We start from the raw sequence: 19,068 nt of genomic DNA, 5'->3' as shown, positions 1-19,068 counted from the left end.
TATTACCGTCCGGCCTGCTTCTCGAACTGGCGCAGCATCGCGTTGCCGCGGGTCGCCGCCTCGTCGAGGGCCTGCTTGGCGGTCTTCTTGCCGGCCAGTGTCGCCTCGATCTCCTCGGCCCACAGGTCGCGCATCTGCGGCAGGTTGCCGAGACGCAGGCCGCGGGAATTCTCGGTCGGCGGCTTGTTGGTCAGCTCCTTGATCGGCGTCTCGAGCGCCGGGTTCTTGGCGTAGAAGCCGTCCGCCTTCGACTTCTCGTAGGCCGCCTTGGTGATCGGCATGTAGCCGGTGGTCTGGTGGAGCTTGGCCTGCCGGTCGGTGTCGGACAGGAAGGCGAAGAACTTCGCCACGCCCTTGTACTCGTCGGGCTTCTTGCCGCCCATCACCCACAAGGAGGCGCCGCCGATGATGCTGTTCTGCGGCGCGCCCGGCATGTCGGGATAGTAGGGCATCGGCGCCGAGGCCCAGGCGAACTTGGCCGCGCCCTTGACGTTGCCGTAGGAGCCGGACGAGCCGAACATGATCGGGCATTCGCCGGCGGTGAAGCGGCCGAAGCCGCTGTCGTAGCGGCCGGAGTAATCGAAGGTCTTGTCCTTCTGCGCCTCGGCCAGGTTGCCGAGGTGCTTGACCTGGAGCGGCCCGTTGATCTCGAGCGTGGTGTCGAGGCCGTCCATGCCGTTGGCCTTGGTGGCGACGGGGACGTTGTGCCAGGCCGAGAGCTGCTCGATGTTGAGCCAGGTGACCCAGGTGGTCGAGAAGCCGCAATTCGGGAAGCCGTTCTGCGTCAGCTTCTTGGCCGCGGCGAACAGGTCCGGCCAGGTCTTCGGCGGCTCCGAGAGGCCGATCGACTTCAGCGCGTCGGTGTTGACCCACATCACCATCGACGACGAGTTGAACGGGAACGAGAGCATCTCGCCCTTGGTCGTCGAGTAGTAGCCGGTGATCGCCGGCAGGTAGGCGTTCGGGTCGAACGGCTCGCCGGCATCCTTCATCAGCTGGTAGACCGGCTTGATCGCGCCCTTGGCCGACATCATCGTGGCGGTGCCGACCTCGAACACCTGCATGATGTGCGGTGCGGTGCCGGCGCGGAAGGCGGCGATGCCGGCATTCAGCGTCTCGCCGTAATTGCCCTTGTAGGTCGGCACGACCTTGTAGTCGCCCTGGCTCGCGTTGAACTCGTCGGCGAGGCGGTTGACGGCGTCGTTGTTGGCGCCCGTCATCGCGTGCCACCATTGCAGCTCGGTGACGGCGAGCGCCGGGGTGGCGGCGAGCGCCAGGCCTAAGCCCGCGAGCGCGATGCGGATGGTCGTGGTGGGGGCCATCGGGGTGTCGTCTCCTCGTGTGCGGCCCCTCATGCGGGGCCCGCGTGACACTCCGACGACAGGGCCCGCCGGGGGTGACCGCGGCCCGCACCGTCCTACGGCGGCGGGGCGCTTGTTAGTAGCTGGCTAAGCACAGCCGCGACCGGGGGACAAGGGGCGTTCGCGAGGACCGCGACGTCGCCGGAGCCGTCCTCCCGACCACCTCATGACGAGGTCGTGAGCGCGACGGGCCGGGGCGCTGCGTGGCCGATCCTGTCATGCATCGTCGCACGGGGCGGAACGTGGTTCCCGGCTGCCATCGGCCGCAGACATGACAAAGGCGGGTCCGCGCTCGCGCGCGGCCCGCCTCGTACGGTGACGGCGGTCTTGAGACGACCGGCTAACCCTTAATGGGCTTCGCGCACGGCCACGGCGTTCGGCGTCAGGCCGAAGCGCTCGGCGAGGTGCCAGCGCAGCTCGCGGGAGGAGTGGTAGCCGTAGCTCTTGTCGATCAGGTGACTCACGTCGATCGGGTTCTTGCCCTCGCCGAAACGGCTGATCTGGTCGACGTGGAAGGTAGAGCCATTGAAGGCGGAAGGCGCGCCGTCGCGCCGGGTAAATTCAAACAACATGATGTCTTTTCTTCTATCTTTGCGGCGCTCCGCGGGGGAGCGACTGTGCGTGGCAGGCGGCCATGTGGCCGCCAGCGGAGCATGCGACGAGTCCGCGGACTCATAACGCTCCAGTACGGCCGAGGTTCCGTAACCTTAACGGGATTATCGTTAAGATCACGTAAACCCGGGCCGAGAGGCGCCCTTAGGCGACCTGCAGGTTCACGGCCGACATCTTCGAGCTGTCGCGCCGGTCGGCCTGCAGCTCGTAGGAGACCTTCTGGCCCTCGACGAGGCCGCGCAGGCCAGCCCGCTCCACCGCGGAGATGTGGACGAAAACGTCCTTGCCGCCATCATCCGGCTGGATGAAGCCGAAGCCCTTCTGGTCGTTGAACCACTTGACAGTACCAGTATTCACGCGGTCGTCCTCGTCTCGTTAGAAGTCGCAGCGGGCCACCCTCGACAGCGAGGGCAACGCGGCGCGACGGCGCCAAGTATTTCGGGAGGTGGCTCGTCTTCGCGGGGCCCATGGAGCCCATGCGGGGCTCGATCGCCCGGAGCCACCCGCCCGTTGCCGCTGATCCCTATTTAGGATCTCACTCTGTCCGGAACAAGGCAGGGTGTCCCGATCGTTGCGCGGCATGCGGTCAGGGGGTGCGATCAGGGATGGCTGCGCCCGCGCTGGTTGGGGTCGATCCCGCCCTCGGGCGTGGTGTCGTTGGCCACGTCGCCCTCGTCGGTGTTGGCGCCGGCGAGGTCCTGGGGATCGCCGCCGGTCATGCCCTTCGAGGTACCGATTCCGGGATTTCCCTTCAGGTCGGCATCGGTCGGCGTCGTGGTCTTCGGCTGCTTCGAGCTCATGGGGCTTCCTTCCGGGATTCTCTGTCGATGGGCCCGCTCAACGGTTGAGGGCCCGCTCCAGTTCGTCCCGGCTCATGCGCGAGCGGCCCTTGATGTCGCGGCGCTTCGCCTCGTCGTAGAGGGCGGCGCGGGTCGCATGGGACCGCGTGTCGCGCTCCTTGGCGCGGGTGCGGCGGAAATTCGTCCGGTTCTCGGACGGGCTCTCCTGGTTGGAGGCGCCGGCCTCGCGCAACGCGATAGCGATGGCCTGGCGCCGGTCGGTCACCGGCTCGCCGTCGCTGCGCTCCAGTTCGCCCTCCTTGAACTCGTGCATCACCCGGGCGATCGTGCCCTTCTGGGCGTCCGTGGTCTTGTGAGTGGTCCTGTGGGTGGACTTGGGGGAGGCCATGGCGTCGTCCCTCTCGCTCGCGGGCGCCCGGGCGCCCCGTTCACGGGGGATCAACGTCGACGGGCTTGAGGCGTTTCGGGTCGCGCAGCCCGGGCCTGCGTGGAATTCCCCTGTCGCGTCCGGCGGATTGCTCCCATATACCGACGACATCGTACAGTGTCGGACGCTCCATGGCGGGTATCTCGGTTTCCCTCGAAGGTTCCAACATCCAACTCTCGTTCCAGAAGGACGACCAGGCCACCGCGGTCATCATGGATGCGAGCGCGGCCCGCGCCCTCGTGCGCGCGGTGGGCCAGCTCCTCACGGTGATGCACGAACCGGACGAGGCCGAGGCGGACGATCTCGGCGACGAGGACGCGGCGCTGCTGGACGTGACCTCGCCGGCGATCGAGGTCGGCACCGACGAGCAGGGCCAGGCTGTGGTCGCGCTCCAGGCCGGCGGCCTGCCGCCGTTCCAGCTCCGCCTCACCGACGAGGAGGCCCGGCACGTCGCCACCTCCCTCAACGAGATCCTGAACGCCCCGCGCGACGTGCGCAGCTCGCATGGCGGGCATTGAGCGATCCAGAGGTCTCGATCGACAGGAGTCGCGATCGACACGAAAAGGGCGCCCCTCGGGGCGCCCTTCGTCGTTAGAAACGCGTGCCCGGATTGGTCGGGCCGCCCGGCAGGTAATCCGGCTCGGAGCCGGGCCCGGTCGGATCGGTGATCCCCGGGTCGTTGACCGGGTAGGGCGAGCGCGGCCCGGTCGGGCCGGTATCGGGCAGTTCGTCGGGGGCGACCGGCGGTGGGATGTCGCCCGGGATGCCGCCGCCTGGGGTCGGCTCGGGAAGACCGGGATTGGCCATGGTCGTGCCTCCTCTTCGGGGTGGGGTATGGGGGTTTAAACCGCCGGGCCGGCGGCAGTTCCGTCGCGGCAGGGCGTCGGAACCGGCCCGACCCCGGGTCGTTGCCAGGGCACAAAACCCCCTTGGAGTAAGATCCGATGCCGAGCATCACCCAGGCCAAAATCCTCATCATGGCGACCGACGGCTTCGAGCAATCCGAGCTCGAGGTGCCGAAGGCCAAGCTCGCGGAAGCCGGCGCGCAGGTGACGGTGGCCGCCCCGCAATCGCGCCAGAAGCCGGACAGCATCCGCGGCTGGGACGAGACCGACTGGGGCCGCCCGGTGGCGGTGGATGCCGACATCGAGAGCATCGACGCCTCGGCCTACGACGCCCTGGTGCTGCCCGGCGGCCAGATCAACCCGGACAAGCTGCGCCTGGAGCCGAAGGCCCTGGAGATCCTGCGCAGCTTCCTGGCGAGCGGCAAGGTCGTCGCCGCGATCTGCCACGCGCCCTGGCTGCTGGTCGAGGTCGGCGCCGCCAAGGGCCGCAAGATGACGTCCTACGCCTCGATCAAGACCGACGTGATCAATGCCGGCGCCGAGTGGCACGACCTGCCCGTGGTCACCGACAAGGGCATCGTGACCAGCCGCAACCCGGGCGACCTCGACGCCTTCTCGGCCAAGATCATCGAGGAGGTCCAGGAGGGCCGCCACGACCGGGCGGCGTGACCCGGAGCCTCCCGCTTCTCACCCCGCCTTGCGCACCGGCTGGCACGCCAGCACCGCGTCGGCGGGGCGGCCCGTCAGCTCGGCCCGGTGATCGAAGCGGGTGGTGAAGGTGCCGACCCCGGCGGTGGCCGAGCGCAGCTCGACGATCAGGTCGGTCATCTCGGCCTCCGGGATCAGGGCCTCGACGACGTCCCAGCCCGACCAGCCGGGCCGGGCGTCGAAGCCGAGGATCTGGCCGCGGCGGGCGGTGACGAGGCCGGTGGCCTTGGCGGTGGCGCCGCTCGGCACCGCCATCGACACCGCCAGGACCGGCTCCAGCAGCACCGGCCCGGCCTTGGCGAGGGCCTCCTCCAGCGCCAGGCGGGTCGCGGCCTGGAAGGCGGCGTCCGACGAATCGACCGCGTGGGCGGCGCCGTCCCTGAGCGTCACCGCGAGGTCGACCACCGGGAAGCCGAGCGGCCCCCTCGCGGTGAAGGCCCGGGCCCCGGCCTCGACCGAGGCGACGTACTGGCGCGGCACCGCGCCGCCCACCACCTCGTCCTCGAAGACGAACCCCTCGCCCCGGGGCAGCGGCCGCACCGCGAGCGCCACGTCGGCGAACTGGCCGTGGCCGCCGGTCTGCTTCTTGTGCCGCGCCCGCGCCTCGGCGGGCCCGCGGATCGTCTCGCGATAGGCCACCCGTGCCGGTTCGGTCTCGACCCCGATGCCGAAGCGCGACCCCAGGCGCTCCACCGCGACCCGCAGGTGCATCTCGCCCTGGCCCGACAGGCGCAGGTCGCCGAGTTCGGCACGGTGCTCGACGATGAGCGCCGGGTCCTCCTCGGCGAGCTTGGTCAGCGCCGCCGAGAGCCGCACGTCGTCCTTGCGGTCGCGCACCCTGAGCGCCAGGGCGTGGACCGGGTCCGGCGCCGTCAACTCGGCCAGGGCCTCCGGCGCCGCGGCCCCGGTCGCCAGGGTCTCGGCGGTGGCGACGCAATCGAGCTTGGCGAATCCCGCGACCTCGCCCGCCTGCGCCTCCGGCACCCGGTGGCCCGTGGCGCCCGCTAGCTGGGTCAGCGCCGCCACCCGGGCGGTGCCGCCGCCCGACCCCGTCACCGCCTCGCCCTCGCGGATCGCCCCGCGCAGCACCCGGCCGACCGAGAGCTTGCCGCCAAAGCCGGTATGCAGGGTCTTCATCACCTGGACGAGCGGCGCGCCCTCGTCCGCCACGCCGAGGCGCGCCCGGGTCTCGGCGAGGCCCGGCGCCTCGTGCCGCAGTGCCTTCAACAGGCGGGTGATGCCATGCCCGTGCTCGGCCGAGCCGAACAGCACCGAGACCACCTGGCCCCGGCGCAGCTCGCTCGCGAGATCGGAAAAGACCCGGTCGGCCTGCGGCTCCACCTCGGCGATCAGGTCTTCCATGAGCGCGTCGTCGTGGTCGGCCAGGCGCTCCAGCATGGTGTAGCGCTCGGCCTTCTCCCGCGGCAGCTCGCCGTCGGGCAGGGCCACCACCTCGCTCGGGGCCTGCTCGCGCCAGATGAAGGCGCGCTCCAGCGCGAGATCGATGAAGCCGACCGCCGCCTCGCCCTCCATCAGGGGGATCTGGCGCAGGAGGAGCGGCACCCGCGAGGCGGGCTGGAGCAGGGCGAGCGCATCGCGCAGGCTGCCCGGCGCGGTCTCGGCCTTGTTGATGAACAGGAGGCGCGGGATGCCGGCGGTCTCGAGCTCGCGCAGGCACAGTTCCAGGGCCGGCAGCTTGCGCTCGTCGGCCTCGCAGACCACGACCGCGGCGTCGCAGGCCGGCAGCACCGCCCGCAGGTCGTGCGCGAACTCGATCGAGCCCGGACAATCGACGAAGGTGAAGGCCTCGCCCAGGAAGCGCGCGGTGGCGAAGGCGGGCTCGACGCTCATGCCGTGCGCCCGCGCCTCGGGCGAGGTGTCGCCGATCCGGGCGCCGACGCGCCCGGGCCGGTCGATCGTGCCGGCGCGATGGAGGAGGGCCTCGAGCAGGGCGGTCTTGCCGCTCTGGAACGGACCGACGATCGCGATGCACCTGTGCTGCGCAGCCACGGGGCGTCTCCCACGTTCATCTTTGTTGACAGGAAGTTAAGCACCGGCTTGCAGCTCGGTCCAGGTGGCAGGTGTGCAGGCGCGAAGAGAAGCCGATATAGGCGCGGACGGCCCGGCTGGATGCGGGCGACGACGAGGGGACGGCCGGATGCCCGAGATCGACATCGACCATCTTCGCGGCTGGATCGGCCGCACCCGGGAGGTCGAGGACATCGTGACGCCGCGCCTCGTGGCCGAGTACCGGGCGACGCTGGCGCCCCACCTCGCCCCGGCAGGGGAGGGCGAGGCGCCGCTGGCGCTCCACTGGTGCCTCGGCCCCGAGACCCCGGCCGCCGGTTCGCTCGGGCCCGACGGCCACGCGGCGAAGGGCGGGTTCCTGCCGCCGGTGCCGCTGCCGCGGCGGATGTGGGCCGGCGGCGAGGTCGAGACCCTGGCCCCGTTGCGCATCGGCGACCGGGTGGTGCGGCGCGAGACCGTTTCGGACGTGGCGGTGAAGGTCGGGCGCACCGGCACGCTCTGCTTCGTCACCGTGCGGCACGATTACGAGACCGAGCGGGGTCTGGCGATCCGCGACCGGCAGGACATCGTCTATCGCGAGGCGAGCCGGCCGGGCGATGCCGCCCCGCCGCCCAAACCCGCCCCGGCGGAGGATGACGCCGCGTGGTCGGTCGAGGCCGATCCGGTGCTGCTGTTCCGCTACTCGGCCATGACCTTCAACGGCCACCGCTTCCACTACGACCACCCCTACGCGACGCGGGTCGAGGGCTATGCCGGCCTCGTCGTGCATGGGCCGATGCAGGCGAGCCTGCTCCTCAACCTCGCGGCCGCGCGCCTCGGCCGGGTGCCGGCCCGGTTCCGCTACCGCGGCGTCGCGCCGATGATCGCCGGATCGCGCTTCGCCGTGGCGGGCCGGCGCGAGGGCGAGGCGTTCCACGCCTGGACGGCCGTCGGCGGCACCGTCCACATGGAGGCGGAGGCCGAGGGCTAGGATGGAGGCGGAGGCCGAGGGCTAGGATGGAGGCGGAGGCCGAGGGCTAGGATGGAGGCGGAGGCCGAGGGCTAGGATGGAGGCGCAAGGCCGGGGGTTAGGCGATCGGCGCATTGCGCCGCCGGGTCCGAACTGTCAGCTTCGCAACAAACCAGACAACGACGAGGAAACGCCATGCTGAGTCTGACCCGCCGCGCGCTTGCCAGCGGCACCGCCCTGCTGCTCCTGTCGGGGGCGGCCCTGGCGCAGGCGCCGATCGTGATCAAGTTCAGCCACGTCGTTGCGCCGGACACACCGAAGGGCCGCGGTGCCGACAAGTTCAAGGAACTGGCGGAGAAGTACACCAACGGCAAGGTCAAGGTCGAGGTCTACCCGAACTCCCAATTGTTCAAGGACAAGGAGGAGGTCGAGGCGCTGCAGCTCGGCGCGGTGCAGATGCTGGCGCCGTCGCTGGCGAAGTTCGGGCCGCTCGGCGCCAAGGAATTCGAGGTCTTCGACCTGCCCTACATCCTGCCCGACAAGGCGGCCCTGCGCCGGGTCACCGACGGAGCGCTCGGCAAGCGGCTGTTCGACAAGCTGCAATCGAAGGGCATCACCGGGCTCGCCTACTGGGACAACGGCTTCAAGGTGATGAGCGCCAACAAGCCGCTGCGGATGCCGGCGGATTTCCGCGGCCTGAAGATGCGGATCCAGTCCTCGAAGGTGCTGGAGGCGCAGTTCCGCGCGCTCGGCGCGATCCCGCAAGTGATGGCCTTCTCGGAGGTCTACCAGGGCATGCAGACCGGCGTGGTCGACGGCTCGGAGAACACGCCCTCGAACATGTTCACCCAGAAGCACCACGAGGTGCAGAAATACATCACCCTGTCCGATCACGGCTATATCGGCTACGCGGTGATCACCAACAAGAAGTTCTGGGACGGGCTGCCGGCCGAGATCCGCACCGAGCTCGACAAGGCGATGACGGAGGCGACCACCTACGCCAACCAGGTCGCCGACAAGGACAATGCCGACGCCCTCGACGAGATGAAGAAGTCGGGCAAGACCACCTTCATCACGTTGACCGCGGACGAGAAGGCGGCCTGGAAGGCGGCGCTCGAGCCGGTCACCGCCGACATGGCCAAGCGCGTCGGCAAGGACGTGATCGAGGAATTCCAGAAGGAGGCCAAGGGCGGGACGCAGTAGAACCGTTCCACCGGCTTTTCCGGGTGATCGCGCCCCGCCGTCGAGGAATCGACGGCGGGGCTTTTTCATGCGCCGCCGCCATCGCGACGGGCGACTGATCGCGACGATGCTTTGCCGGGAAACGGTACAACCATCGCTCGATGTCGTGGACGGGCGACGGGCCGGTCCTCCACCTTGCCGCAACCTTCACAGCACTGTCGCAAAACGCTCATACAGAGCGAACACAGTCCGAAACATGCTGTAACAAGGCAGCCTCGCCGACCGGTCCGATACGTCGAACGATCGCCGCGAGCCCGCGGTGCCGCTTGCGCGCTTTCCCTTCCCGATAAGCCCTAACAGCCTCGCGCTGACGGGCGGTGCCGCCTCGTGCGCCGCCGCTCCTCGTGCGCGCCCGGAGACATTGGTATCCATGGCCACGACGCTTGCCGCCGGCGACATCGCCATCGTCGGCTACGACGCCACCAACCCGGACGATTTCGCCTTCGTGGTGTTGCGCGACGTCGAGGCCGGAACGGCCATCAGCTTCACCGATAACGGCTGGAATTCCGGCACCAACGCCTTCCGCACCGGCGAGGGCACCTACACCTACACGGCGCCGACGGCGCTCGCCGCCGGCACGGTAATCCGGCCGACGACCGATAGCGCGGCCGGCGGCACCAACTCGCCGGTCTTCACGGCGCAGAACTTCGCGCTCAACGCCTCCGGCGACCAGATCCTGGCCTATCAGGGCGCGGCCGCGAGCCCGACCTTCCTGTACGCGATCAACTTCGCCGACGGCGGCACCACCTTCGCGGGCAGCGCCACCAGCGCCGGCACCTCGGCCCTGCCGCCGGGCCTGACGCTGGGCCGGAGCGCGGTCGCGCTCCCCTCCGCCAACGGCCGCTATGCCGGCCCGACCGCGGGCACCCGCGACCAGATCCTGGCGGCCATCGGCACGACCTCGTCCTGGACCCAGAGCGCCACCGTCCGGGTCGGCGACGCCGCCTACGCGCCGTTCACGGTGACGACCGCGCAACCCCTGCCGACCCTGTCGATCGACGACGTCCAGGCGGCCGAGGGCGATTCCGGCACCAGGCCGCTCACCTTCACGGTCTCGCTGAGCGCGGCGGCGCCCGCCGGCGGCGTGACCTTCGACATCGCCACCGCGGACGGCACGGCCACGGCCGGCAGCGACTACACCGCCCGCAGCCTCACCCGCCAGACCATCGCGGCGGGCGAGACCCGCGCGACCTTCGCGGTCGACATCACCGGCGACACGGTCGTGGAGCCGACGGAGACCTTCACGGTCGGCGTCGCGAACGTCTCGGGCGCCACGGTGGCGAAGGGCCAGGGCACCGGCACGATCCTCAACGACGATACCGGCACCCGGATCGGCGGCACCGCGATCTTCGACGCCGCGCCCTCGCTCCAGGGCCTGTCGGGCGCGACCGCCACGACCCCGCCGAGCGCCACCAACGCGCTCCGGCTCGTGCGGCTGGGCGCCTACGCCACCACCAACGACCCGGCGACGGCGGTCGCGGCGAATGCCGAGGTGGTGGCCTACGATTCCTCGACCAGCCTGCTCTACGTCCAGAACACCAACGAGAACCGCATCGAGATCGTGGCGCTCGACGCCGCCGGCTCGCTGGCCAAATCCGGCGAGATCCTGCTCTCCGGCCTCGAGCAATACGGCGCGGTGAACTCCGTCGCGGTCTTCAACGGCCTCGTGGCGGTGGCCTACGCCAACGCGACCGGCGATGCGCCGGGCCGCGTCGCGCTGTTCACGGCCGACGGCACGCTGCTGCGCTCGCTCGCCGTCGGGGTCGGGCCCGACCAGCTGGTGTTCACCCGCGACGGCACCCGCCTCCTCGTCGCCAACGAGGGCGAGCAGGCGAGCCAGGCCAGCAACCCGGTCGGGGGCGTCTCGATCATCGACGTCTCGGGCGGGGCCGCCTCCGCGTCGGTCGCCACGACCGTCGGCTTTTCCGGACTCGACGGAGCCGAGGCGACGTTGCGCGCCCGCGGCCTCGCGATCACCCCGGCAAGGCGGCATCCGCCGACATCGAGCCGGAATACATCGCGATCTCGCCCGACAACCGCTTCGCCTACGTCACCCTGCAGGAGGTGAACGGCGTCGCGGTGATCGACCTGACCAATCCCGGCACGGCGCCGATCGCGATCCAGCCGCTCGGCGCGGTCGACCATTCGCTGGCCGGCAACGAGTTCGACGCCTCCGACCGCGACGGGCCGAACGGCAACGCCGCGATCCGGATCGCCGCGACCCCCGCCGGCACCCCGATCGTCGGCCTGCTCCAGCCCGACAGCATCGCGTCGTTCGCCACCGGCGGCGCGACCTACTTCGTCACCGCCAACGAGGGCGACCAGCGGGTCATCGGCGGCGCCGACGACGCCAACGACGTCGCGCGCCTGAGCGCGGTGCCGAACGGCCGGCTCACCCCGGCGCTCCAGGCGCTGAAATCCGATCCGGCCTATGCCCGGCTCAACGTGCTCCTGCGCACGGGCGACACCGACGGCGACGGGGTGATCGACCGGCTCACCACGCTGGGCGGCCGCGGCATCTCGATCTTCCGCCAGAATGCCGACGGCACGATCACCAAGGTGCGCGAGACCGGCGGCGAATTCGAAAAGATCTTCGCCCAGACCGCGCCGGAGCGGTTCAACAACGACCAGACCGTCGCTAACACCCCCGACGACCGCTCCGACAACAAGGGGCCGGAGCCGGAGGGCATCACCGTCGGCACGGTGAACGGACGCATCTACGCCTTCGTCGGCCTGGAGCGCCAGAGCGGCATCCTGGTCTACGACGTGACCGACCCGGCGAACGCGAGTTACGTCTCCTACGTCCCGCCGCTCGCCGGCTCGGCCGCCGATCTCGGCCCGGAGGTGCTCACCTTCATCCCCGCCGACCGCAACCCGACCGGCACCAACCTCGTGGTCTCGGCCAGCGAGGTGGCGAATGGCGGCGCCACGCTCTACGCCGCCCTGCCCCAGGGCACGGTGCAGGAGATCGCCTTCGCGCCCGATTCGCTGAGCGTCAGCCGCCAGGAGGGGGATGGCGGCACCACCACCTTCAGCTTCACGGTCCAGCGCTCGAACGGCACCCTCGGGGCGGTGAGCTTCACCGCCGAACTGACCGGCAGCGGCGCGAACGCGGCGACCGGCGCCGACTTCGCCGGCAGCCCGGCCCTGCCGCTGACCCTCGCCGGCACCATCCCGGCAGGCGCCTCCTCGGCCGTCGTCACCGTCACGGTGCAGGGCGACGCGGTGCCGGAGCAGAACGAGACCTTCTCGCTCAAGCTCCTCGGCGCCACCTCCAATCAGGCCGGCATCACGGCTGCCGTGAGTGCCGGCAACGCCGCCGCCACCGGCACCATCGTCAACGACGACGTGACCCCGATCTCGGCGGTGCAGGGCGCCGGCAGCGCCAGCGCCCTCGTCGGCCAGACCGTCACGGTCGAGGCGATCGTCGTCGGCGATTTCCAGAACGGCGACGCGGACGGGCGACGCAACCTCGGCGGCTTCTACCTCCAGGAGGAGAAGGCCGACCAGGATTCGAACCCGCTGACCTCGGAAGGCGTGTTCGTCTACGAGGGCACCGGCAGCCGCCTCGCCGACGTGAACGAGGGCGACCGGGTCCGGGTCACCGGCACGGTCACCGAGTTCAACGGCGAGACCCAGCTCACGGTGAACGCCGCCTCGGGCATCCGGGTCGTCCAGGCCGGGGCGCTCTCGGCCGCCGAGGTCAAGGCTCAGGCGGTCGACGTCAGCCTGCCGGCCGCCGGCACGATCGGCACCGGCACCACCGCGCAGCCCGACCTCGAACGCTACGAGGGCATGCTGGTCCGCTTCCCCCAGACCCTGTCGATCTCCGAGCAGTTCAACCTCGACCGCTTCGACGAGATCCGCCTCGCGGCGGGCGGGCGCCCCGAGACCTTCACCAACGAATTCGAGCCGAATTCCCAGGCCTACGCCGCCTACCTCGCCCAGACCGCCGCGCGCTCGATCACCTACGACGACGGGTCGAACAGCCAGAACCTGCCGGTCGAGAACCTCGACGGCTTCGGTCCGACCTACTCGACCGCCACGGCACCGCGGATGGGCGACACCGTGACCGGGCTCACCGGCACGCTCGGCTTCGGCCCGACCAACGCCTTCCGGGTGCGCGCCATCAACGACGGCGACAACACCTTCGCCAAGACCAATCCGCGCCCGAGCGCGCCGGACGCGGTCGGCGGCACGCTGAAGGTCGGCAGCCTCAACGTCCTCAACTACTTCACGACGCTCGCCGCCTCGTCCGGTACGACCACGGCGATCGGCCAGCAGCCCCGCGGCGCCAATTCGAGCGAGGAACTGGCGCGCCAGACCGAGAAGCTCGTCACCACGCTGATCGGCACCGGGGCCGACGTGCTCGGCCTCACCGAGCTGGAGAACCAGTTCCAGCCCGGCAACCCGGGCAACGCCCTCGAATACCTGGTGGGCCAGCTCAACGCCCGGGCCGGGGCCGGCACCTATGCCTACGTGAACCCGGGCAGCCAGCTCGACCAGGGCCAGTTCCTCGGCGGCGACGCGATCGCGGTCGGCTTCATCTACAAGCCGGCCAAGGTCGGCGTCGCGCTCAACACCACGATCGAGAAGCTCGACGATGCCGACGTGGCGCGGATCGATCCCGCCCTGCTCCAGCGGAGCACGACCGGCCACCTGTTCAACGGCGTGAACACCAGCCGCGCGTCCCTCGCGGTGACGTTCCACGAGATCGCCAGCGGCGAGGATTTCACGGCGGTCATCAACCACCTGAAGTCGAAGAGCGGCACCGGCACCGGCGCGGATGCCGACCAGGGCGACGGCCAGGGCAACTGGCAGCAGCAGCGCGAACTCGCCGCCAGGGCGCTGACCGAATGGGTGGCGACGAAGCCGACCGGCACGCAGGATTCCGACGTGATCCTGCTCGGCGACTTCAACGCCTACCTCAAGGAGGACGCCCTCGACACGATCAAGGCCGGGGGCTTCACCAACCTCGCCGAGGACCGCCTCGCCGACCCGTATTCCTACGTCTTCGACGGGGCCTACGGCGCCCTCGACCACGCCTTCGCCACCCCGAGCCTCGACGGCCAGGTCACCGGCGTGACCGAGTGGCACGTCAATGCCGACGAGGCGGACGCGATCGACTACAACCTCGATTTCAACCGCCCCGCCTCGTATTTCGACGGCCGTGTCGCGGCGCGCGAATCCGACCACGACCCGGTGCTCGTCGGCCTCAAGCTCGACCAGACCGCCCCGACGCTCCTCGCCGCCACGCCCGCCGACAACGCCACCGGCGTGGCGACGGGCGCCGCCATCTCTCTCCGCTTCAGCGAGGCGGTGAAGGCCGGGACCGGGTCGATCACGATCACCGACGGGGCGGGCGACACCCGCACCATCGCGGTCGCCGACGCCGCCCAGGTCGCGATCTCGGGCGATACCGTGACGATCGACCCGAGCGCCGACCTCAAGGCCGGCACCGCCTACGACGTGATCGTGCCGAAGGGCGCCTTCACGGACGCCGCCGGCAACGCCTTCGCGGGCCTGGCGCAGGATCAGCTCGACTTCACCACCCAGCAGGCCGCCCCGATGACCTACACGCTCCAGATCCTGCACGCCTCGGACTGGGAGGCCGGCCTGCTGGCGACCCAGCGCGCGCCGAACTTCGCGGCGATCGTCGACAAGCTCGAGGACGCGACCCCCAACTCGATCACGCTCTCGACCGGCGACGGCTGGATCCCGAGCCCGTTCTTCATCGCCGGCGCCGACCCGCAGCTGAACGCGACCTATAACGGGGTCTACAACCAGCTCTACGGGCTGTCGGGCGCCAAGGCCTACGGCAAGCTCACCGCCTCGCCGGGCCGGGCCGACATCACGATCCAGAACATCATCGGCGTCCAGGCCGCGGTGTTCGGCAACCACGAATTCGATTCGGGGCCGAACGAGGTCGCCAACATCATCGGTGCCAATCTCGGCTCCGCGGCGGGCGCTGCCGACGACACCTGGGTCGGGTCGCAGTTCCCCTACCTGTCGGCGAACCTGAACTTCTCGAAGGATTCGGCGCTCTCGGGCCTCGTCCACAAGGACGGCGACGCCGCCACCTTCGCCCAGACCGGCCCGACCTCGACCCAGACCGGCACCGGCGCCGACAAGATCGCCAAGTCGACCATCATCACCGAGAACGGCGAGACCATCGCCTTCATCGGCGCCACCACCCAGATCGAGCCGCTGCTGACCACCCTCGGCAACGTCACCCTCGACGGCTTCACCGGCCGCGACGAGATCGCGCTGCTGGCCCAGCAGATCAACGCCGAGGTCGACCGGGTGCTCGCGGCCAATCCGGGCCTCAACAAGGTCATCGTCGGTACCCACCTGCAGCAATTGTCGAACGAGCAGGCGCTCGCCCCGCTCCTGCGCAACGTCGACGTGCTGATCGGCGGCGGCTCGCACACGCTGCTCTCCGACTCGAACGACCGGCTGCTGCCGGGCGACGTGTCGGGCGGCGCCTACCCGCAATTCTTCACCAATGCCTCGGGCCAGACCCTGGCGCTGGTCAACACCGCCTCCGAGTACTCCTATGTCGGGCGCCTGACCGTCACCTTCGACGACCAGGGCAATGTCATCCGCGACTCGATCACGCCGCAGAATTCCGGCGCGGTCGCGGTCGACGACGCATCCGTGGCGCAGCTCTGGGGCTCGAAGGACGCGGCCTTCGCGCCGGGCACCAAGGGCTTCCTCGTCAGGGAAATGATCGAGGGCCTCGACGTCAACAACGACGGCATCCAGGAGACCGCCGGCGTCGCCGACATCATCCGCCAGCAGGACGGCAACATCCTCGGCCGCACCAGCGTCTACCTCGAGGGGCGCCGCGGCGAGGTCCGCACCGAGGAGACCAATCTCGGCGACCTCTCCGCCGACGCCAACCTCTGGTACGCCAAGCAGTACGATTCCTCGGTCGCGGTCTCGATCAAGAACGGCGGCGGCATCCGCGACTCGATCGGCTCGTTCTCGACCGCGGGCGGCGGCACCGCCGAGCTTCCCCCGGCGGCGAACCCCTCCGCCGGCAAGCAATCGGGCGACATCTCGCAGCTCGACGTCACCAACTCGCTGCGCTTCAACAACGCGCTCGCCGTCACCACGGTCTCGGCGCTGGAGATGAAGCGGATCCTGGAGCACGCCGTCTCGGCGAGCAACGCCGGCGCGACCCCCGGCCAGTTCCCGCAGATCGGGGGCCTGAGCTTCTCCTTCGACGCCACCAGGACCGCCCAGACCCTCGACGCCAACGGCACCGTCACCCGCGAGGGCCAGCGGATCCTCAACGCGGCGATCGTCGACGAGAACGGCCGGATCACCGACACCCTGGTGCAGAACGGCCAGATCGTCGGCGACCCGAACCGCGGCATCCGCACCGTCACCCTCGACTTCCTGGCGACCGGCACCGCGACCGCGCCGGGCCTGGGCGGCGACAACTATCCCTTCCCGGCCTACGGCGAGAACAAGGTGGCGCTCGCCTCCGCCACGCCCGGGCCTCGCTGCCGAACACCGCGACCTTCGCCGCGCAGGGCACCGAGCAGGACGCGATGGCCGAGTACCTGCGCGCCTTCCACGCCACCACGCCCTACGGCACCGCCGACACCAATCCGGCCGGCGACACCCGGATCCAGAACCTCGCCGCCCGCAGCGACACGGTGCTGGCCCGCGGCGTGGTCCGCACCGGCACCGACGGCAACGACACGCTGACCGGCACGGCCTTCGACGACATCATCAGCGGCGGCGCCGGCGACGACACCATCGTCAACTCCGCCGGCAACGACATCCTGCTCGGCGGCCGCACCCTCACCGGTCCGACCGGCACCGACACCCTGGTGTTCAATTCGCGGCTGGCCGACACCACCGTCACCCGCGACGGCGCCTACACGCTGATCGTCGGGCCGGAGGGCCAGGACCGGGTCACCGGCTTCGAGCGTTACCAGTTCACCGATGCCACGGTGGTGGTCGCCGACGGTGCGCCGCTGGTCGACGACCTGTTCTACCTCGCCGCCAACAAGGACGTGCTCGCCGCCGGCCAGGACGCCGACACCCACTACGCGGCCTATGGCTGGAAGGAAGGCCGCGACCCGAACGCGCTCTTCTCCACCACCGGCTACCTCGCCGCCAATCCGGGCGTGCGCGCCTCCGGCCAGAACCCCCTGGAGCAGTACGATCAGGCCGGCTGGAAGGAGGGCCGCGACCCCTCGGCCGCCTTCGACAACGAACTGTACCTCGCCCGCAACCCGGACGTGAAGGCCGCCGGCATCGACCCGCTCAAGCACTACATCGAGTACGGCCAGGGCGAGGGCCGCGAGATCTTCGCTGCCATCGGCAAGACCGCCGATCTCGCGGTGCATCCCGGCTTCGACGCCGAGTACTACCTTCTGTCGAACCCCGACGTGGCCCGCGCGGCGATCGCGGCGGGCGACTCCGTGGCTTATGCCTACCGGCACTACCAGACCTATGGCTGGAAGGAGGGGCGCAACCCGAACGCGGTGTTCGACACGAAGGGCTACCTGAACGCCTATGGCGACGTGAAGGAGGCCGGCATCGACCCGCTGATGCACTACGACCAGTACGGCTGGAAGGAAGGCCGCGACCCGTCGAAGGGCTTCGACTCGACCGCCTATCTCGCGGTTTATGGCGACGTGGCGCAGGCCAAGATCGATCCGATGCAGCACTACCTGCAATACGGCGCGCTCGAAGGCCGCTCGACCTTCGGCGACACCACCTTCGGCGCCGGCACTCTCGGGTAATACCAATGGCCCAAGATGCTGACGCATCGGGCCATTGAGCCATGTCGAATTTTCTGTGCCAAGCCAGAGGCTTGACGAAAATTCGAGAACGGAACCAAAGGTCGTTTCCAACGACCGTTGGTATAAGCCGTCGGCGTGGCGGCCGGCGGCCCGGATCGTCCCGGACCGCCGGAGCGCGGCGTCCTCTCTCCGCCCCGTGCCGCGGTCAGACCACGTGATCCGGCGCCAGGGCGCAGGCCGGTCCCCCCGCCAGTTCCACCTGGAGCGTGACGTGGGCGATGCCGAAGCGGCGGCGCAGCAGCCCCGCGCAGTCGGCGAGGAAGGCGTTGCCGGGATGGCCGTCGGGCATCACCAGGTGGGCGGTGAGCGCCGTCTCGGTGGTGCTCATCGGCCAGACGTGGAGGTCGTGGACTTCCCAAACGCCCGGGCGGTCGACGAGACAGCGGCGCACCTCGGCCGGGTCGATTCCCGGCGGCACCGCGTCGAGCGACAGCACGACGCTGTCGCGCAACAGCCCCCAGGTGCCGGCGACGATCACCGCCACGATGACGAGGCTCGTCACCGGATCGACCCAGGTCCAGCCGGTCGCCACGATGACGAGGCCCGCCACCACGACGCCCGCCGACACCGCGGCGTCCGCCAGCATGTGCAGGTAGGCGCCGCGCACGTTGAGGTCGCCCTTTCTTCCCGACGCGAACAGCCAGGCGGTGATGCCGTTCACCGCGATGCCGATCAGCGCCACGATCGTGACGGTCAGGCCCGGGACGGGGGCCGGCTCGCTGAAACGCCGGATCGCCTCCCAGGCGATGGCCCCGACCGCGACGAGCAGGAACACCGCGTTGAACAGGGCGGCGAGGATCGAGGACGCGCGCAGGCCGTAGGTGAACCGCGCCGTCGGTTGGCGCTGGCCGAGGGTCGCCGCCGCCCAGGCGACGACGAGGCCGAGCACGTCCGAGAGGTTGTGGCCGGCATCGGCCAGCAGCGCCACCGAATCGGTGAGGACGCCGTAGGCGCCTTCGATCAGCACGAATCCGGTATTGAGCGCGATGCCGATGGCGAAGGCCCGGCCGAAACTCGCCGGGGCGTGGACGTGGCCGGGGCCGTGATGGGCGTGGTCGTGGTGATCGTGCCCATGGTGATCGTGCCCATGGTGATCGTGCCCATGGTGATCTTGCCTATGGTGATCTCGCCCATGGTCGTCATGGTCGTGCGCGTGGTCGTGGTGCTGGCCCATGCCTGCTCCTTCGTCCCTCGCGCGGGCTCCCGGCCCGCGCGATCGTTCCGGCGCGTTAGCTTTAGGGCTCGACTCGCGGGACGGCGAGCCCCGCGGG

At 70.2% G+C, this 19,068-nt stretch carries 14 protein-coding genes and 1 pseudogene; 7 read left to right on the top strand and 8 right to left on the bottom strand.

Going from position 1 to position 19,068, the window contains the following annotated elements; translation table 11 throughout:
* Positions 1–2: 2 nt before the first annotated feature.
* From ugpB to F1D61_RS07315, 5 genes are all read right to left on the bottom strand, one after another.
* Positions 3–1,322, bottom strand: a complete 1,320-nt coding sequence (gene ugpB, locus F1D61_RS07335) for a sn-glycerol-3-phosphate ABC transporter substrate-binding protein UgpB (RefSeq protein ID WP_203157224.1) — start codon at positions 1,320–1,322, stop codon at positions 3–5.
* A 386-nt stretch (positions 1,323–1,708) separates the two neighbouring features.
* On the bottom strand, positions 1,709–1,933 hold the full coding sequence (locus F1D61_RS07330) for an AsnC family transcriptional regulator (RefSeq protein WP_203157221.1): 225 nt from the start codon (positions 1,931–1,933) through the stop codon (positions 1,709–1,711).
* 184 nt (positions 1,934–2,117) lie between these two features.
* Positions 2,118–2,330, bottom strand: a complete 213-nt coding sequence (locus tag F1D61_RS07325; protein ID WP_060846239.1) for a cold-shock protein — start codon at positions 2,328–2,330, stop codon at positions 2,118–2,120.
* A 242-nt stretch (positions 2,331–2,572) separates the two neighbouring features.
* Complete coding sequence (locus F1D61_RS07320) at positions 2,573–2,773, bottom strand: hypothetical protein (protein ID WP_203157219.1); 201 nt, start codon at positions 2,771–2,773, stop codon at positions 2,573–2,575.
* A gap of 37 nt (positions 2,774–2,810) precedes the next feature.
* The gene (locus tag F1D61_RS07315; RefSeq protein WP_203157217.1) at positions 2,811–3,161 is read right to left on the bottom strand and encodes a DUF6496 domain-containing protein; all 351 of its coding nucleotides are present in this window, start codon (positions 3,159–3,161) and stop codon (positions 2,811–2,813) included.
* Between the two features lie 170 nt (positions 3,162–3,331).
* Here F1D61_RS07315 and F1D61_RS07310 point away from each other — a divergent pair, with 170 nt between their 5' ends.
* A complete protein-coding gene (locus F1D61_RS07310; RefSeq protein WP_203157215.1) occupies positions 3,332–3,718 on the top strand; it encodes a hypothetical protein in 387 nt (128 codons plus the stop codon).
* Between the two features lie 73 nt (positions 3,719–3,791).
* Here the strand turns inward: F1D61_RS07310 and F1D61_RS07305 are convergent, their stop codons facing one another.
* Positions 3,792–4,007, bottom strand: coding sequence for a hypothetical protein (locus tag F1D61_RS07305; RefSeq protein ID WP_203157213.1), 216 nt, complete (start codon positions 4,005–4,007; stop codon positions 3,792–3,794).
* Positions 4,008–4,144: 137 nt separating this feature from the next.
* On the opposite strand from F1D61_RS07305, the gene F1D61_RS07300 reads away from it, so the two are divergent.
* On the top strand, positions 4,145–4,714 hold the full coding sequence (locus F1D61_RS07300) for a type 1 glutamine amidotransferase domain-containing protein (RefSeq protein ID WP_203157211.1): 570 nt from the start codon (positions 4,145–4,147) through the stop codon (positions 4,712–4,714).
* 18 nt (positions 4,715–4,732) lie between these two features.
* Here the strand turns inward: F1D61_RS07300 and F1D61_RS07295 are convergent, their stop codons facing one another.
* The gene (locus tag F1D61_RS07295; RefSeq protein ID WP_203157209.1) at positions 4,733–6,763 is read right to left on the bottom strand and encodes an elongation factor G; all 2,031 of its coding nucleotides are present in this window, start codon (positions 6,761–6,763) and stop codon (positions 4,733–4,735) included.
* Between the two features lie 148 nt (positions 6,764–6,911).
* Here F1D61_RS07295 and F1D61_RS07290 point away from each other — a divergent pair, with 148 nt between their 5' ends.
* From F1D61_RS07290 to F1D61_RS35305, 5 genes and pseudogenes are all read left to right on the top strand, one after another.
* Complete coding sequence (locus F1D61_RS07290; protein WP_203157207.1) at positions 6,912–7,751, top strand: FAS1-like dehydratase domain-containing protein; 840 nt, start codon at positions 6,912–6,914, stop codon at positions 7,749–7,751.
* Positions 7,752–7,925: 174 nt separating this feature from the next.
* Positions 7,926–8,933 (top strand): TRAP transporter substrate-binding protein, encoded by a 1,008-nt coding sequence (locus tag F1D61_RS07285; protein WP_203157205.1) that lies wholly within the window; start codon positions 7,926–7,928, stop codon positions 8,931–8,933.
* Positions 8,934–9,342: 409 nt separating this feature from the next.
* Positions 9,343–11,040: a choice-of-anchor I domain-containing protein gene (locus F1D61_RS35315; RefSeq protein ID WP_432443221.1), complete on the top strand. Its 1,698-nt coding sequence runs from the start codon at positions 9,343–9,345 to the stop codon at positions 11,038–11,040.
* Positions 10,974–16,331, top strand: a pseudogene (locus F1D61_RS35310) (ExeM/NucH family extracellular endonuclease); the annotation flags it as partial. The gene F1D61_RS35315 and the pseudogene F1D61_RS35310, both read left to right, overlap by 67 nt.
* Positions 16,332–16,531: 200 nt before the next feature.
* Positions 16,532–17,737: a hypothetical protein gene (locus F1D61_RS35305; RefSeq protein ID WP_432443220.1), complete on the top strand. Its 1,206-nt coding sequence runs from the start codon at positions 16,532–16,534 to the stop codon at positions 17,735–17,737.
* 205 nt (positions 17,738–17,942) lie between these two features.
* Here F1D61_RS35305 and F1D61_RS07275 read toward each other — a convergent pair whose 3' ends face one another.
* Positions 17,943–18,971, bottom strand: coding sequence for a cation diffusion facilitator family transporter (locus tag F1D61_RS07275; protein WP_203157203.1), 1,029 nt, complete (start codon positions 18,969–18,971; stop codon positions 17,943–17,945).
* Positions 18,972–19,068 lie beyond the last annotated feature (97 nt).

The organism is Methylobacterium aquaticum (assembly GCF_016804325.1).
GTDB classification, from domain to species: domain Bacteria; phylum Pseudomonadota; class Alphaproteobacteria; order Rhizobiales; family Beijerinckiaceae; genus Methylobacterium; species Methylobacterium aquaticum_C.
This window is presented reverse-complemented; position numbering and strand designations above follow the sequence as displayed.